At 64.7% G+C, this 15357-nt stretch carries 15 protein-coding genes and 1 tRNA gene; 8 read left to right on the plus strand and 8 right to left on the minus strand.

The window, feature by feature from the left end; all coding sequences use genetic code 11:
• The first annotated feature begins 24 nt into the window (after positions 1 to 24).
• Complete coding sequence (locus AOP73_RS05020; protein ID WP_061964864.1) at positions 25 to 1125, plus strand: UDP-N-acetylmuramate dehydrogenase; 1101 nt, start codon at positions 25 to 27, stop codon at positions 1123 to 1125.
• 108 nt (positions 1126 to 1233) lie between these two features.
• On the opposite strand, the gene AOP73_RS05025 is transcribed toward AOP73_RS05020, so the two are convergent.
• From AOP73_RS05025 to AOP73_RS05060, 8 genes are all read right to left on the minus strand, one after another.
• Entirely contained in the window at positions 1234 to 3738 is a 2505-nt protein-coding gene (locus tag AOP73_RS05025) for an ABC transporter permease (protein WP_061963509.1), read from the minus strand.
• Between the two features lie 3 nt (positions 3739 to 3741).
• Positions 3742 to 4485: an ABC transporter ATP-binding protein gene (locus AOP73_RS05030; RefSeq protein WP_061963511.1), complete on the minus strand. Its 744-nt coding sequence runs from the start codon at positions 4483 to 4485 to the stop codon at positions 3742 to 3744.
• 124 nt (positions 4486 to 4609) lie between these two features.
• Positions 4610 to 5296, minus strand: a complete 687-nt coding sequence (locus AOP73_RS05035; RefSeq protein ID WP_061963513.1) for a response regulator transcription factor — start codon at positions 5294 to 5296, stop codon at positions 4610 to 4612.
• The gene (locus tag AOP73_RS05040) at positions 5293 to 6576 is read right to left on the minus strand and encodes a sensor histidine kinase (protein ID WP_152650534.1); all 1284 of its coding nucleotides are present in this window, start codon (positions 6574 to 6576) and stop codon (positions 5293 to 5295) included. Before AOP73_RS05040 ends, AOP73_RS05035 begins: the two co-directional genes overlap by 4 nt.
• Positions 6577 to 6639: 63 nt before the next feature.
• Positions 6640 to 7488, minus strand: a complete 849-nt coding sequence (locus AOP73_RS05045; RefSeq protein ID WP_061963516.1) for an ABC transporter permease — start codon at positions 7486 to 7488, stop codon at positions 6640 to 6642.
• Positions 7485 to 8411, minus strand: coding sequence for an ABC transporter ATP-binding protein (locus AOP73_RS05050; RefSeq protein WP_061963518.1), 927 nt, complete (start codon positions 8409 to 8411; stop codon positions 7485 to 7487). Before AOP73_RS05050 ends, AOP73_RS05045 begins: the two co-directional genes overlap by 4 nt.
• Positions 8412 to 8421: 10 nt before the next feature.
• A complete protein-coding gene (locus AOP73_RS05055) occupies positions 8422 to 8832 on the minus strand; it encodes a hypothetical protein (RefSeq protein WP_061963520.1) in 411 nt (136 codons plus the stop codon).
• A 108-nt stretch (positions 8833 to 8940) separates the two neighbouring features.
• The gene (locus AOP73_RS05060; RefSeq protein WP_174435862.1) at positions 8941 to 10152 is read right to left on the minus strand and encodes a pyridoxal phosphate-dependent aminotransferase; all 1212 of its coding nucleotides are present in this window, start codon (positions 10150 to 10152) and stop codon (positions 8941 to 8943) included.
• 395 nt (positions 10153 to 10547) lie between these two features.
• Here AOP73_RS05060 and AOP73_RS05065 point away from each other — a divergent pair, with 395 nt between their 5' ends.
• The 7 genes from AOP73_RS05065 to rplJ all read left to right on the plus strand — a co-directional run bounded on the left by AOP73_RS05065 (position 10548) and on the right by rplJ (position 15305).
• The gene (locus tag AOP73_RS05065) at positions 10548 to 11408 is read left to right on the plus strand and encodes an endonuclease domain-containing protein (protein ID WP_152650535.1); all 861 of its coding nucleotides are present in this window, start codon (positions 10548 to 10550) and stop codon (positions 11406 to 11408) included.
• Between the two features lie 386 nt (positions 11409 to 11794).
• Positions 11795 to 11867 (plus strand) — tRNA-Trp (locus tag AOP73_RS05070).
• Positions 11868 to 11933: 66 nt separating this feature from the next.
• Positions 11934 to 12191: a preprotein translocase subunit SecE gene (secE, locus tag AOP73_RS05075; RefSeq protein WP_061963526.1), complete on the plus strand. Its 258-nt coding sequence runs from the start codon at positions 11934 to 11936 to the stop codon at positions 12189 to 12191.
• A gap of 30 nt (positions 12192 to 12221) precedes the next feature.
• Positions 12222 to 13082, plus strand: a complete 861-nt coding sequence (gene nusG / locus AOP73_RS05080; protein WP_061963528.1) for a transcription termination/antitermination protein NusG — start codon at positions 12222 to 12224, stop codon at positions 13080 to 13082.
• A 62-nt stretch (positions 13083 to 13144) separates the two neighbouring features.
• Positions 13145 to 13576 carry a 50S ribosomal protein L11 gene (rplK, locus tag AOP73_RS05085; protein WP_061963530.1) on the plus strand — a complete coding sequence of 144 codons (432 nt, stop codon included), beginning with the start codon at positions 13145 to 13147 and terminating at the stop codon, positions 13574 to 13576.
• 63 nt (positions 13577 to 13639) lie between these two features.
• Positions 13640 to 14338 carry a 50S ribosomal protein L1 gene (gene rplA / locus AOP73_RS05090; protein WP_061963532.1) on the plus strand — a complete coding sequence of 233 codons (699 nt, stop codon included), beginning with the start codon at positions 13640 to 13642 and terminating at the stop codon, positions 14336 to 14338.
• Between the two features lie 445 nt (positions 14339 to 14783).
• The gene (gene rplJ, locus AOP73_RS05095; protein ID WP_061963534.1) at positions 14784 to 15305 is read left to right on the plus strand and encodes a 50S ribosomal protein L10; all 522 of its coding nucleotides are present in this window, start codon (positions 14784 to 14786) and stop codon (positions 15303 to 15305) included.
• The last annotated feature ends 52 nt before the right edge of the window (positions 15306 to 15357 follow it).

A 15357-nucleotide genomic window follows, 5' to 3' on the forward strand; every position in this document is an offset into this window, starting at 1 on the left:
GCTCACGACGGATACGCTGGCGTCATGACTGATGTGGCCCAGACCCAACTCGCGGACCTCACCACCCTGCGGGTGGGAGGCCCGGCGCGCGCGCTCGTCGACACCAACTCCGAGCCTGAGTTCATTGACGCTGTTCGCACGGCCGATGCCACGCAGACCCCGCTGCTCGTGCTTGGCGGAGGCTCCAATATCTTGGTCTCCGATGACGGCTTCGCGGGCACCGTGGTGCGCGACGACCGTCACGATCTGACCGTGCAGGACGATGGCGCATGCGGGGGAGTGTCCGTCACCATCAGTGCTGGCATGCCCTGGGACGACGTGGTCGCGCGCGCGGTTGATGAGGGCTGGGTGGGGTTGGAGGCGCTCTCCGGAATACCGGGCTCCACCGGGGCGACTCCCGTGCAAAACGTGGGTGCGTACGGCGCTGAGGTTGCGGACTCTACCGCGCTGGTGCGCACCTGGGATCGCCATGAGAACCGGGTGCGCTCGCTCGCGCGTGTGGACTGCCAGTTCGGTTACCGCGACTCGCTGCTCAAGCGCTCCATGCGCGGGCTCGGTCCCGACGGTCACCTGTGGCGTCCCACCCCGCGCTACGTGGTCCTCGACGTGACGCTGCACATGCGCACCGGAACGCTGTCCTCGCCTATCCGGTACGCGCAACTCGCGCAGACTCTCGGCGTCGAGGTGGGGGAGCGTGCGCCCATGGGGGACGTGCGCGCCGCAGTCCTCTATCTGCGCGGTTCCAAGGGCATGGTGCTGGACGACGGCGACTTCGACACCTGGAGTGCCGGTTCGTTCTTCACGAACCCGATTTTGAGCGCCGATGCCGCGGCAGCCTTGCCCGCCGATGCTCCCCGCTACCCGGCGGGCAGTGCGCACCCTGAAGGCGCGGTCAAGACGAGCGCCGCCTGGCTGATCGAGCGCGCCGGCTTCGGCAAGGGCTTCGCCCTTATGCCCGATGCACGGGCTAGCCTGTCCACCAAGCACACACTCGCGCTGACGAATCGCGGGAATGCTCGCGCGGGAGACGTCGTAGCGCTCGCACGCGCGGTGCGGCAAGGCGTGCGCGACGCGTTCGGCATCAACCTGATCCCGGAGCCCGTCACGCTCGGGGTCGACCTCTAGCGTTCGCTGAACCTACAGCACCCCCACTGTCGCTTGAGGGTGCGGGCGTAGCACGCACACGGCCCCCATCCCAGGAGGGATGAGGGCCGTCGCTGAGGCTGCTGTGACCTACTCGGTCGCGATCGCCTTGAGGATGTCCAGCTTGGAGGCACGCCATGCGGGCCAGATCGCGGCCACGACACCAGCGATCGCGGCGAGCACCGTGTAGATGCCCAGCCATATCCACGGCACCGTGACCCCATCAAAGCCGAAGTCGGCCAGGGCAAGTACCAACGCTGACCCGAGCCCAAGCCCGAGCAGCATGCCGAGTATGGCCCCGAATATCGCCATCACCATCGACTCGAGTGTCACCATCCTCCACACGGACCTCTTGCGCAGACCAACGGCGCGGAGCAACCCGATCTCTCGGGTGCGCTCGGTGACGGACAGCAGCAGCGTGTTGGCCACGCCCAAAATTGCGATAACCAAGGCAGACCCGAGAAGCGCGGAGATGACGCCGAGCAGCAGGTCGATGAACTGGTTGGCGAACTGCGCCAATTCGCCAGGCGACTGCACCAGCACCGTGGGGTACTCGGCGGCCAGTTCGTCACTGAGCGTGGTTTGTAGTGCCTCGACGTCGGTGCCGGGATCCGCGGAGACGAGGAGTTGTGCCACCACCACGTCGCCAAGGATCTCCTCGCCGGTAGCCCAGTCGACGTTGAAGTCGCCGCCATTTTCGTCGTTGAAGAGGCCCGTGACCTCGACGTCCATGGTGGATCCGCCGCCTGTCAGCGTCACGGTGTCACCCACCTCGACGCCCTGATCCTGGATGGCCTGGCCAATGTACGTGCCGTCGCCCACCTCGGTGATGTCGGGATCCGTCTCGAAGGTCATGAGGTCCGTCGAGGCCTCGACGTCGATCACGGCGATGCGGCTATCCGCGCCGTCATACTGAATTGGGCCCACGCCGACGCGTGCCACCTCGTCGACCCCGTCTGTGTTGGTGACAAGGTCAATGGCCGAGTCCGGGATACCGGTGCCCGCCGTGTCGATGACAAAGTAGTCCGCTGAGGTCGAGTCGAACTGGGCCGTCACGGTGGTCTTCAATGACTCGGTGAACGTCGCAACAAGGGCGAGCAACATCACACCGATCATCAGTGCCGCCGCAGTATTTGCGCTGCGGCGCGGCTCACGTCGAATGTTGTTCGCAGCGAGCTTGCCGTCCACCTTGAACAGGCGTGTCAGCACGCCGCGTAGGCCAAAGGCGATCGGGACAAGGAACTGCGCCGCGAGCAGGCTCATTCCCAAGACCAGGAGCACGGCGCCCACACCCACGTAGATGTAGGGCTTGTCGAAGTCCCCAAAGAGGCCAAGGAACACGGTCCCGATGCCAATGATCGCCATTGCCGATCCCACAATGTTGCGCGTGTGCAACGGCTTCTTGGATTCGGTGGCTGACTCACGTAGCGCCTCCATGGGGGAGATGCGCGAAGCGTGAATGGCGGGGGCGATTGCCGAGGCCATCGTAACGAGGAGGCCAAGGCCATAGGCCCAGGCGATGGCGTCTGGCGGGAGCGTCAGGACGCCAAAAATGTCGCCGACGGCAAGCTTGGCGATAGCCGTGATGCCGAGCGCGAGCACATAGCCCATGATGAGCCCGATCGTGGACGCGACGATTCCCACCACCAGCGCCTCGAGGAGGATCATGCGGCGCACCTGCTGGCCGGTCACGCCCACCGCACGCAGCAGCCCGAACTCACGGGTGCGCTGGGTGACGATGATGCGGAAGGTGTTGACGATGATGTATGCGCCCACAAACAGCGAGATCAGGGCGAACGCGATGGAGAAAATGTCGACGTATTGGACCACGCTCTGCACGGCCTCGACAGACTCGGCGGCCTTGTCTTCGCCGGTGATGGCGCGGGTGCCCTCGGGCAGTTCCTCGCCTATGGCCGCCGCGACGTCGTCGACGTTGGCGTCCTCGTCAGCGATCACGCTGATGGTGGAGTACCCGGGAATGTCGCTATTGAACGCGTGAACGTCATCGGTGCTCATCCACGCAAACTTGGCGCCAAGTGAGGTTCCGCTCGTCAGCTCTACCGATCCCACCAGCGTGTACTCCGAGGAGCCCTCGCTTCCCGCAATCTTCACGGTGTCGCCGAGGGCGTAGCCGCTGGCGAAGGTGTCGGCGTCCAGCACCACGTCGCCCGGTCCGGTGGGCGCAGTACCCTCCGCGATTGCGCCGGTGTCGATATCTGCGTTGCCGTTCCAGTTCTGCACGAAGGTGGGAGGACCGGGCTGGTTGGAGGCGGCATCGGGAGCCACGAGCGCACCCTGCGTGATCACGACACCGTAGGCGTCAGCCACGCCGTCGGTTGCCTGGACCGCGGCGAGGTCGGCATCGCTGAGCGGCTCCTCATCGGGGGAGAACAGGACGTCTGAGTTGGGATCGGCCTCGACGACGACGTCGATGCTGGAGTAGGTGTCCGAGAACAGGTCCGAGAACCCGGAGGACAACGAGTTGGTGAAGATCTGCGTGGCGGCCACGAGCGAAACGCCCAGAGCGACGGCCACGGCGGTCAGAATCAGCCGCTTGGGGCTGTGTTTGATCGACTTGATGGCGAGGCGGAACATGTACTAGTGCCCCATCTGCTTCATGCGGTCGAGTACCTTCTCCGCGCTCGGATCGCGCATTTCATCCACGATCTTGCCGTCCTCGAGGAACAGGATCCTGTCGGCGTACGATGCTGCGGTCGGGTCGTGCGTGACCATCACGATGGTCTGGCCAAACTCCTTCACGGCGCGACGCATGAATCCCAGCAGCTCGGCGCCGGAACGCGAGTCGAGGTTTCCGGAGGGCTCGTCCGCGAAGATGATCTCGGGGCGCGACACGAGCGCCCGGGCCACGGCCACGCGCTGCTGCTGGCCACCGGAGAGTTCGGCGGGAAGGTGAGTGAGGCGGTCGGCCAGGCCGAGGATGCCGATGATCTCGTCAAACCACTCCTTGTCGACCTTGTCTCCCGCGATGTCGATGGGCAGCGTGATGTTCTCGCGCGCCGTGAGCGACGGAATCAGGTTGAAGGACTGGAACACGAATCCGATGTTGTTGCGGCGCACCTCGGTGACCTGCGCCTCGCTCAGCGTGGTGATGACGATGTCGGAGATGGACGACTCCCCTGCGGTCAGGCGGTCCAGCCCGGCGAGCGTGTGCAGAAGCGTCGACTTGCCGGAGCCCGACGGGCCCATGATGGCGGTGAACTCGCTGCGCGCGATGTCGACGCTGACGCCGTCGAGGGCGCGGACGGCCATCTCTCCGGTGCCGTAGTCCTTGTAGCCGTCGCGCATCTGGGCGGCGAGGCTGGTGGTTGTGGTGGCGGTCATGGGATTACCTTTCGCGGGGGAGGAAGCGCGGAAAACCGACGGCCGATGCCGTGGCGGCATCGGGCGTTCGTCACCTAGTCTCGCGAACATCGGCGAGATCCGCCATCGTCCAATAGAACGGTTTTTAGGGTCGGGGTACCACGATGCCGGAGTTGTACGCCTCCACGACGGCCTGGACGCGGTCCCGCACGCCCAACTTCGTCAGGATGTGGCTCACGTGCGTCTTGACGGTGGTGTTGGACACGAAGAGCTCGGACGCGATCTCCTGATTCGAGAGCCCACGGGCCATCAGAAGCAGCACCTCGACCTCACGATCCGACAGGTCGCCGATAGCCTCGGGGGATGGCACGTGGTTGTCCGGGTCGGCACCCGCGGGATTCTGAGCGAGGGCTCCACTCGCGAACTTCTCGATCACCCGGCGCGTCACCTCGGGAGCGAGCAGCGCCTCGCCCCCAGCGACCACCCGCACCGCGTTGACCAGGGTGTCCCCGTCCGCACTCTTGAGGAGGAAGCCCGACGCACCCGCACGCAGTGCTTCATAGACGTATTCGTCGTCGTCAAAGGTCGTGAGAATGACGACGTGAACGTCGGGGCACTCCGCGACCAGTTCGCGCGTCGCCGTCAATCCGTCCACTCCCGGCATGCGGATGTCCATGAGCACCACGTTGGGCTCAGTTTCACGCGCCATCGCGAGCGCTTCCGAACCATCCGCGGCCTCGCCGCAGACGTCGAGGTCGTCCTCCGACTCCAGGATCATCTTGAGGCCGACGCGCACCATCGCCTGGTCATCGACTAGTCCAACTCGAATCATGTGCGGCCCCTTTCGGGCGTGATCGGCGTGGCGGAGCGTGGTCGCGTGGAGTGGACTTGGTCGTCCCCGGACGGCAACACCGCGTGAACACGGTAGCCGCCGCCGGAGCGCGGGCCCACATCGAGTGTCCCGCCCAGTGCGGTGATCCGCTCCCGCATTCCGTCGATGCCGTGGCCACCGGAGTGCATCGCCTCGGAGATGACGCCGCGGCCATCGTCCTCGACGGTAATCGTCACAGCATCGGCTTCGCGCACGACCGCCACGGTCGCATTGGCACCGGGGCCGGCATGCTTCATGGCGTTCGTCAGCGACTCTTGGACCACGCGGAACGCGCTCAGCTCGACGCCCGCGGGGACGTGGGCGGATCCGGATACCTCGAGCGACACGGGCAGTCCCGCATCCTCGACCTGCTGAACCAAGTCGGGCAGCGCTGCCAGCGAGGGCATGGGCAAGAGGTCAAAGGCGGTGTGGTGCTCGGCCGCAGCATCGTCGCTCTCTCCAAGCGTCGCCCGGCCCGTCACCCCTTCCGCCGCCTCGGCCTCCGAGGCGCGCAGCACACCGATCATGCGTTGCATCTCCATCAATCCAGTGCGGCCTGACTCGCTAATGGTGTGCAGCGCCTCGGCCACCCGTGGGTCGCCGTCCTTCGCCAGCCTGGCGGCGCCCTCGGCCTGCAGGGTCATCACCGTGACCTCGTGTGCGACCACGTCATGCAACTCTCGGGCGATCCGTGCCCGCTCGGCCCGGACAGCATCGGCCGCTGCATTTTTGCGCGCCTGGTCCTGGCGGGCATGGGCAATCTCGAGTTCGGTGAGGCGCAAGTGACGGCGGTTGTCGGACAATCCAATCCCGAGCGCGATCACCAGCGCTACGAGAGTCGAAATGACGGCCGCGACCTGCACGTTGTCGCTGGTGAGCACGCCCATTGCCGTCCAGGCGCTGACGACCAGGATGGCGCCGATTCCATGCAGTAGCGCGGATCGGCGGGGCAGGTACAGGCCCACGCCGTAAAGGGCGACCACCAGCCCTAGGATGCTGGCGGCGTTGGGATAGCCGATCGCGACAAAGATCATCCAGGCCAGGATCGAGACCCACAGGATGGTCCGAGGAGCCCGGTGACGCCACGCGAGCGGCAGGGTCATGAGTGCGATCAGGACGATCGCCTTGGGGGTGACCTCCGGCCGCGCGTCGCTACCGATCTCGTAGAGCCCAATCAGGGCAATAGCGAAGAGGCCGACCGCAATGAGCGCGTCGCCTGCGCGGGGCATCCTTACTCTCACGTGCCCCACCCTAGGACAGGGAGCGCCGCGAAGGCATCGGCCACAGGAATGATGGCCAGTCGCCTACCGGTCGTTCGGGCGCTGCCAGCGGAACGTCTTGATGGTGACGGCAAGCCCCACGACAAACCAGATCGCCAGCACGATCGCCGTGGCCGGGTGCTGCCAACTGCCAGCGGCCTCCTGCGCGGCGAAGCTGTCCGGTAGGAACACCGATCGCATGCCCTGCGCGAGCCACTTCAGCGGGAACACCTCGGCGATGTGCTGCAGCCATGACGGCAGCTGCGTGAACACAAAGAACACGCCAGAGATGAATTGCAGCGATAACACGATGGGCGTCAGCACAGCCGGCGCGGAGCGACCCCTGCGTGCAAGCGAGCTGAACGCGATGCCCAGCACGGTCGACGCCGCGGTCCCCAGCAGGAACACCCACGCGAAGGTCAACCACTTGGCGGGGTCGGTAGGGATGGGAATGTCGTAGAGCAGCGCGCTCACCAGGAGCAGCAGCGCGATCTGGATGATCGACACCATCAACACGTGCACGATCTTGCCCATGAAGAATGCCGACGCCGGCAATGGGCTGCCGTGAATGCGCTTGAGAACGTCGTCATCGCGGTCGATCGCCAGCGAGATGCCCAGCGACTGGAAGCCGGTGTTCATGATTCCCGAGGCAATCATGCCCGCGAGGAAGTACTGCTTGAAATCCACACCCCCGCCGATGTCGTTGCCGCCCATGATGGACGCAAACAGAATCAACAGCAGGATGGGGAACATGAAGATGAATAGCATCTGCTCGCGCGAGCGGCTGAACTCCTTGGTCTCCAGCACTGCGCGCTCCCACACGAGCGCCGCCATGGACGGGCGCTTGTTCGCGGCCGATGCTGGGGCTGGCTTGCTCGCAGGGATTCGGCTCATGAGGTTGCCTCCTCGGTAGCGATGACCTCGCCAGGCATGGCGGCATCGCCTTCCGCACTCGCCTCGTCATCGGTTTTCCCGATGAGGTCGAGGTACACGTCCTCGAGGGACGGCCGCCGAATCTCGAGGTCCTTGACCTCGCCGTCGTGAGTAGCAAGGAGTCCGCGAACAGTGGCAGTGGGGGTCTTGGTGACCTCGGTACGAGAGGTGACCGCGCCATCGGCGCCAGGTTCTGACCAGGCCACCACGGCATCGGCCGCACGGGCGCGCAAGCCCGCGGGAGTGTCGAGCGCGACCATCTTCCCACGGGCGATAACGGCGAGGCGGTCGGCGAGGTGCTCGGCCTCGTCGAGGTAGTGCGTCGTCAGTACGACCGTGGTGCCGCCGTCTTTGAGTGACTCGATGAGGTGCCAGAACTGGCGGCGAGCCTCGGGGTCGAAGCCGGTGGTCGGCTCGTCGAGGAACATCAGCTCGGGACGGCCCACGACGGCGAGGGCGACATCGAGACGGCGTCGCTGGCCTCCCGACAGCGCCGTGGAACGGACGTTCGCCTTCTCCTCGAGGCCCACCTCCGCGATCGTTTCTTCGACGTCGCGCGGATGGGGGAACAGGTGGCTCTGGTGCGCGACCATCTCGCGGACCGTCAGGGGTGCGTTGGTGGAGGTCGACTGCAACATGATGCCGAGCCGCTCGCGCCACTCGCGCGTGGGGTGCGCGGGGTCGAGTCCCAGCACCGTCGCCTCACCGGAGGTGCGCTTGCGGAATCCCTCGAGAATCTCAACCGTCGTGGATTTGCCGGCGCCGTTGGGGCCCAGAATCGCGAAGATCTCCCCGGTGTTGATGGTGAGGTCCAGGCCGTCGACGGCGTTCAGTTCGCCGTAGGTCTTGCGTAGGTCGCGGATGGTGATCGCGGGTTGGTTCATAGTCACGAGGCTAATGCCCCTCAGTGGTGGGTCGGACATCGGCGGGTCGCCATGCCAGGTAGAAACCTGCGGCAGAGAGGGCCAGCGTGATGGGGGTGAAGATCAGCGTCTCGGTGAGCGTCGTTGCGGCGAGGTTGCCCAAGGTATTGAGCGCGAATAGCCCGCCCATCGCCCACATGGACCCGCGGACGATGCGCGGCGATGGGCGGGACAGCCATTGCGCCCGCGCCGCGGTCATCCAGCCAAAGGCGGACACCGTGACAAGCGCCCCGAGTTCACCGATGCGGGCGGTGGTCTCGTCGGGGTAGCGTCCGCCGCCGAGGTACTCGAAAGGAATGCCGCCGGCGAGGGCGACGACGTGGACAGCGCCCACGGCGCCGAGCAGGCAAGTCGCTGCTTTAGCGACATGGTGAGGATTCATTTCTCTCCCGTGGAGTGTTGACTCCCCGAGTATGGCCGCGACGCCGCAGGCACCGCATCATCCACAAGGACAAGAAACGCGTCCGCCTAGCGAATGACTGCTACGGGTTTAACCCTCGGCGAGCAAGCTCTGGATACGGCCGACGCCTTCGATCAGATCATCGTCGCCAAGAGCGTAGCTGAGGCGCGCGTACCCGCTGGGGCCGAATGCCTCACCCGGAACCACGGCCACCTCGGCTTCCTCGAGGATGACGGCCGCTAGGTCGATCGAGGACTCGATCTTGCGACCGCGAATCGTGCGGCCAATCAGTCCCTCGACGGACGGGTACGCATAGAAGGCGCCCTTGGGCGTGGGCACGATGAGGCCGTCGATCTCGCGCAGCATCGACACCATGGTTTGGCGGCGACGGTCAAATGCTTTGCGCATCTCGTAGACCTCGTCGAGGCTGCCATTGAGCGCTGCGATCGCCGCACGCTGCGAGACGTTGGCGACGTTGCTGGTGAGGTGGCTCTGGAAGTTAGTGGCCGCTTTGATGACGTCCATGGGGCCCACCATCCAGCCCACGCGCCAGCCGGTCATGGCGTAGGTCTTGGCCACTCCGTTGAGCACGATGCAGGTGTCGGCGAGGTCGGGAACAACGGACAGCATCGGTGTGAATGCCGCGTCCTCGTAGAGGAGGTGCTCGTAAATTTCGTCGGTGATGACCCAGATCCCGTGCTCCAGGGCCCACTCGCCAATGTCCTTGGTCTGCTCAGCCGTGTAGACGGCGCCCGTGGGGTTGGACGGCGAGCAGAACAGCAGCGCCTTGGTCGCGTCAGTGCGTGCTTCTTCGAGCTGCTCGACCGTGACGAGGTAGTCCTGGTCGGCGCCGGCGAACACCTCGACGGTGGTCGCGCCCGTGAGGGCGATGGCCTCTGGGTACGTGGTCCAATACGGAGCGGGGAGGATGACCTCGTCGCCCGGGTCGAGGATCGCGGCGAACGCCTGGAAGACGGCCTGCTTGCCGCCGTTGGTCACGAGCGTCGAAGCAGGGTCGATCTCGTAGCCAGAGTCGCGCTTGGTCTTGTCCGCGATGGCCTGGCGCAGGTCGGGGAGACCCGAGGCGGGGGTGTATCGGTGGTTCTTGGGGTCCTTTGCTGCCTCAATGGCTGCGTCCACGATGAACTGCGGCGTGGGGAAGTCGGGCTCACCAGCTCCGAAGCCGATCACGGGCCGTCCGGCGGCCTTGAGGGCCTTGGCCTTCGCGTCGACGGCGAGGGTGGCTGAGGGTGCGATGGCACCGAGGCGGGCAGAGACGCGGCGAGAGGCTGAGGAGGTCACGGTTTTCATTCTTCCACACCGGCCGATGCCCCTCACCCGCTGTGCTGGCTCCGGCTGCGGCAGTCGTGCCCCACTCACGCCCCGCCGCCTGCGGGGGTTGCGCTCTCACCCGGAGTGCTAGCTCCGCCTGCGGCAGTCGTGCCCCGACCCGCTGTGCTCGCGTCTCACTTTCCGCCCGATCGTTCGGTCCGTTCGTGAAGGACGATAGAAGCATCGTCCTGCGTTTTGGCCCCAGTGTCCCCTGCGGAAGGGCCCCGCGGATACGCACCTTCACGAAGGAACCAGCCCCACCACGAACACCTTGCCACCACTCACCGGTTATCCACAGATGTGCTCTCGCGACAGCGCCGACCATCGCTCTGCGGGACCGTGGCAGGGTGGACGTGGCGAAGCGAGTGGCCGACCTTGGTGGTGCGGCGCGTACCGGCACGTTGCTGAGTCTGGGCTTTCAGAAGCGGGATATCGCCGGCGCAGTTCGCGAGAATCGCATGACGCGTGTCGCTCGCGGTGTCTACGGGGTGCCTGGAGTCACCCCGATGATGCTTGATTGTGTCCGGCTCGGCGCGCAGGTCACCTGCGTGAGCGCCCTTGCTCGCCACGGCATTTCACTCATCAATCTGCCGGATGGGGCTCATCTCGAGGTGCCGAGCAACTTCGCGGCGCGGGGCCGTGGCTCGGCGCGCACCCGGCTTCACTACGCAAGCGACTGCTGCCGTGGAGCTACCCCGGGGACAGTGGTCTCCGTCGCCCGCGCACTTATTGCTGCGAGCGCTTGCCTTACCCCGCGCGAGCATCTAGTCGCGCTCGACTCTGCCCTGAACAAGGGGCTTGTGAACGTCAATCACATCGCGCCCGTTTCAAGCCGACTCGTGGACTCGCGCGGCCGTGCCATCGCGGAATTCGCGCGGGAGCGCAGGGAGTGGCTCGTCGCTCACGCCGATGGTCGGGCAGAATCCCCACTCGAGACACTGGTGCGCGTGGATCTGGTTGAGGCGGGATTTGCCGTGCAACCGCAGAGATTTGTCGATGGGGTAGGTCGGGTAGATCTGCTGGTCGAGGGGCAGTTGGTGGTCGAGACTGACGGCCGCCGCCATCACGACGACCCGCACGCGTTCCAGCGGGACCGGGAACGCGACCGTATGCTCTTGCGTTGCGGATTTCGGGTCATGAGATTCACCTACGCGGACCTCGTCGGTGCTCGAGCGATCGACATCGTTGCCGAGGTGAGCGCCGCCCTCGCCACCGACCGCTCCTGAAGGACGAAGTCAGCATCGTCCTGAATGAAGGGGTCAAAAGCCCGATCCGGAAGGCCAGTATTGGTCTCGCCCTTCACGAACGGTCGCAGCACCATGGTTGACGTCGCCTCAGTTCGGAGCGCATGCACGGTATTTCGGAGCACGTGCACGGTTGTGGTCTCGACGTGCGCCTCGCGCTGACGTATCGTGGATAGTTGCCTAGCGCCGCCGGGGCCAGCATTTGTCCATCAGGGACCAGGACCCAATCAGCGGAGCGGACTCGAGTTCGCTTTACGGCCCGAAAAGCCGTAGCATTGCTAGTCGGCGATTGACATTCGTCATGATGACCTGCGCCCAAAACGCAGCAACAGAATGTCGATCTCCAAAGGGAAACCAACCTTTCCCGAAGGGCAGTGGCGCAATTGGTAGCGCATCGGTCTCCAAAACCGACGGTTGTGGGTTCGAGTCCCGCCTGCCCTGCAGAGCGCGGTATTTCACCGCGTGAGTGAAAGTAAGCATGTCTCCCACAAAGCAAAGGACTATTCGGTGAGTGAATCTGCCGTGACCGACGCCGGTGAGGACGACCCGCGCCACGAAAAGCGAGAGGGCCGCTCGATCTTTGGCCGCATCGCACTGTTCGTGCGCCAGGTGATCTCCGAACTGCGCCGTGTCGTCACGCCCACGCGTGAAGAGCTGATCCGCTACATCTGGGTGGTCGTTGGCTTCGTGGCCGTCATGATGGTTCTGGTCTTCGTGCTCGATGTGGCATTCGGCTGGCTCTCGCAGAAGGTTTTCGGCGGCTAAGCGCCGTCGAGTAAAGGAAGTGGTGCACCGATGAGTGACGACAAGATTGACGACGCGCTGAACAAGGCTGAGGCCTTGGTCGCTGACGTTGACGCAGCCCTCACTGAGGCGTCTGCGGCCGCGGAAGAGCCCGCTCAGGTTCCCGTCGACGAGGCCGGCTTTGCCGATGCTCCCGCCGATGCCGTGATCGAGGGCGACGACGACACCGTTCCCGGCGACGACGCGGTTGACCCTGCCGAGGTTGCAGCGGTTATCGAAGAGGCCGACGACGCTGACCAGGACTTGGCTGAGCCCGTCTCGGATCCGGCCGCAGAGTTCAAGATGGAACTGCGCATGCGCGAGGGCGACTGGTATGTCGTGCACAGCTACTCCGGTCACGAGAAGCGCGTGAAGCAGGCTATTGAGCACCGCATCGCGAGCCTCAACATGGAGGACTACATCTTCCAGGTCGAGGTCCCGATGGAAGAGGTCGCAGAGATCAAGAACGGCCAGCGCAAGCTCGTCACCCGCGTGCGGATGCCCGGCTACGTCCTGGTCCGCATGTACCTAGGCGACGAGTCCTGGGGCACCGTTCGCAACACGCCTGGCGTCACCGGTTTTGTCGGTCACGCACACCAGCCGGTTCCGCTCACCATTGACGAGGTCTACTCGATGCTGGTGACCCCCGAGACCGCCGCAGCCGTCGAGGACGAGCAGTCGTCGAAGGCCACCCCCGTGGAGGTCGACTTTGTTGTCGACGAGGCAATCACCGTCATCGACGGCCCGTTCGCCACGCTCCCCGGCACCATTTCCGAGATCAACGTCGAGAGCCAGAAGCTCCACGTCCTCGTATCCATCTTCGGCCGGGAAACTCCGGTCGAACTGTCGTTCAACCAGGTCCAGAAGATCTAGGTTCCTGGCAGGACAACACCACGGCGGTCACCATCCGCCACGAGCAATAGAAGGACCCAAACATGGCACCCCCTAAGAAGAAGGTCGCTGGTCTGATTAAGCTTCAGATCCAGGCTGGCGCCGCAAACCCCGCACCGCCCGTGGGCCCCGCCCTCGGTCAGCACGGTGTGAACATCATGGAGTTCTGCAAGGCCTACAACGCGGCGACCGAGTCGCAGCGTGGCAATGTGGTTCCCGTCGAGATCACGGTCTACGAAGACCGCTCGTTCACCTTCATTACCAAGACCCCTCCTGCAGCCGAGCTCATCAAGAAGGCAGCTGGCGTTGCAAAGGGATCTGGCGTTCCGCACACGGACAAGGTTGGCTCGATTACCGAGGCACAGGTCCGCGAGATCGCGACGACGAAGATGGAAGACCTCAACGCGAACGACATCGACGCTGCGTCGAAGATCATCGCCGGCACCGCCCGCTCCATGGGTATCACCGTTAAGTAGTTCCACCCCAAGTGGGAGGGCCGCGCTGGCCCGCCACCACGACTGCAAAGGAAACATCAGCAGATGACTAAGCGCTCAAAGGCTTACAACGACGCAGCCCAGCTCGTCGACCGTAGCCAGCTCTACACGCCGATCGAGGCCCTCCGCCTCGCTCAGAAGACGTCCTCCAAGAACACCGACTCGACCATCGATGCGGTTTTCAAGTTGGGCGTTGACCCTCGTCACGCGGACCAGTCGGTTCGCTCCACCGTCATCCTTCCGCACGGCACCGGTAAGACCGCTCGGGTCCTGGTCTTCGCCAACGGCGAGAAGGCAGACGCCGCCCGCGAGGCCGGCGCAGACATCGTCGGTGGCGACGAGCTCATCGAGGAGGTGCAGAACGGTCGTCAGGACTTCGACTCCGTTGTTGCCACCCCCGACCTGATGGGCAAGGTTGGTCGTTTGGGTAAGGTCCTGGGTCCCCGTGGCCTCATGCCTAACCCCAAGACCGGCACCGTGACGATGGACGTGGCCAAGGCCGTGTCCGACATCAAGGGCGGAAAGATCGAGTTCCGCGTCGACAAGCACGCCAACCTCCACACCGTGGTCGGCAAGGCGTCGTTCGGCGACGAGAAGTTGCTCGAGAACTACAAGACGATCGTGGACGAAATCGTTCGCGTGAAGCCTTCCGCTTCTAAGGGCAAGTACATCGTCAAGGCCGCGATCTCCGCGACCACTGGCCCCGGTATCCTCGTGGATCCGTTGGCGAAGGCAGCAGAGTAGAGCTGCACTAAGAAACGCACTCGTGCGACGCCCGGCGATCCCGGGTTGAGCGCAGAGAGCATGGTGCACGCGCGCCTTCAACCCCCCAGCGCGTGTGTCACCCGGGCCGGTTCCCCTGAGGGGAACCGGCCCTTCTTCGTCTCCCCAGCATCGGCCGATGCTTGAAAGTCTTTCCGCCGATGCCTCGGCTGGTTGGCCGCGACGACGGGGGATTTGCTTCGGGGGAGCGAACGCCGTACGATTGCCTACGCCCAAAGACCGCCGGTCGTCGGGGCGGGAGCCGCAAGGTGACCAACCGACACGAAGTTCCGCAGCAGTGGAAGCCAGCGCAGAGCGAGTACAGGTTTGTCGGATTAGTCTGATGCGCCCATGTGCCCCGCCCTGTGCGGGGCTTTTTTGTTGGTCGGAGCGGGATACCTGCGGTCGCATCAACGGAAGGACAACCATGGCGACGCCAGACAAGGTGGCGGCAGTAAAGGACCTCGCGGATCAGTTCCGTGACTCCGACGCTGTCGTAATCACCGAGTACCGCGGTCTCTCGGTACCCCAGCTCGCTGAGCTGCGTACCAAGCTCCGCGGCGCAGCAACCTTCAAGGTTGCGAAGAACACTCTCGCGGCGCTCGCGGCTAAGGATGCCGGCGTAGAAGGTCTTGACGACCTCTTCGTTGGTCCCACGGCCATTGCATTCGTCACCGGTGACCCGGTGGAGGCTGCAAAGAGTCTGAAGGAGTTCAGCAAGGACAACAAGGCGCTCGTCCTCAAGGGCGGCGTTCTTGATGGTGCCGTGCTGTCTGCTGACGAGATCAACAAGCTCGCAGACCTCGAGTCCCGTGAAGTACTGCTCGCAAAGACGGCAGGCGTCCTCAAGGCGTCGCTGTTCGGAGCTGCATATCTTTTCCAGGCCCCGCTTGCTCAGGCAGCGCGAGGCGTCGAAGCCCTGCGTGCGAAGCAGGAAGACGCAGCCTAACGGCTGCACCCCCCAAACAACCCCTGCTTACGCAGAATTAGGAAGGAAGCCA

The organism is Demequina aurantiaca, from assembly GCF_000975135.1.
GTDB lineage: Bacteria > Actinomycetota > Actinomycetes > Actinomycetales > Demequinaceae > Demequina > Demequina aurantiaca.

Excerpts from the sequence above, each read along its gene's own strand:
- AOP73_RS05050 (WP_061963518.1), bottom strand. The coding sequence starts at position 8,411 with ATGAACCAACCCGCGATCACCATCCGCGACCTACGCAAGACCTACGGC.
- AOP73_RS05025 (WP_061963509.1), bottom strand. The coding sequence starts at position 3,738 with ATGTTCCGCCTCGCCATCAAGTCGATCAAACACAGCCCCAAGCGGCTG.
- rplA (WP_061963532.1), top strand. The coding sequence starts at position 13,640 with ATGACTAAGCGCTCAAAGGCTTACAACGACGCAGCCCAGCTCGTCGAC.
- nusG (WP_061963528.1), top strand. The coding sequence starts at position 12,222 with ATGAGTGACGACAAGATTGACGACGCGCTGAACAAGGCTGAGGCCTTG.
- AOP73_RS05045 (WP_061963516.1), bottom strand. The coding sequence starts at position 7,488 with ATGAGCCGAATCCCTGCGAGCAAGCCAGCCCCAGCATCGGCCGCGAAC.
- AOP73_RS05035 (WP_061963513.1), bottom strand. The coding sequence starts at position 5,296 with ATGATTCGAGTTGGACTAGTCGATGACCAGGCGATGGTGCGCGTCGGC.
- AOP73_RS05030 (WP_061963511.1), bottom strand. The coding sequence starts at position 4,485 with ATGACCGCCACCACAACCACCAGCCTCGCCGCCCAGATGCGCGACGGC.
- AOP73_RS05020 (WP_061964864.1), top strand. The coding sequence starts at position 25 with ATGACTGATGTGGCCCAGACCCAACTCGCGGACCTCACCACCCTGCGG.
- rplJ (WP_061963534.1), top strand. The coding sequence starts at position 14,784 with ATGGCGACGCCAGACAAGGTGGCGGCAGTAAAGGACCTCGCGGATCAG.
- rplK (WP_061963530.1), top strand. The coding sequence starts at position 13,145 with ATGGCACCCCCTAAGAAGAAGGTCGCTGGTCTGATTAAGCTTCAGATC.
- AOP73_RS05055 (WP_061963520.1), bottom strand. The coding sequence starts at position 8,832 with ATGAATCCTCACCATGTCGCTAAAGCAGCGACTTGCCTGCTCGGCGCC.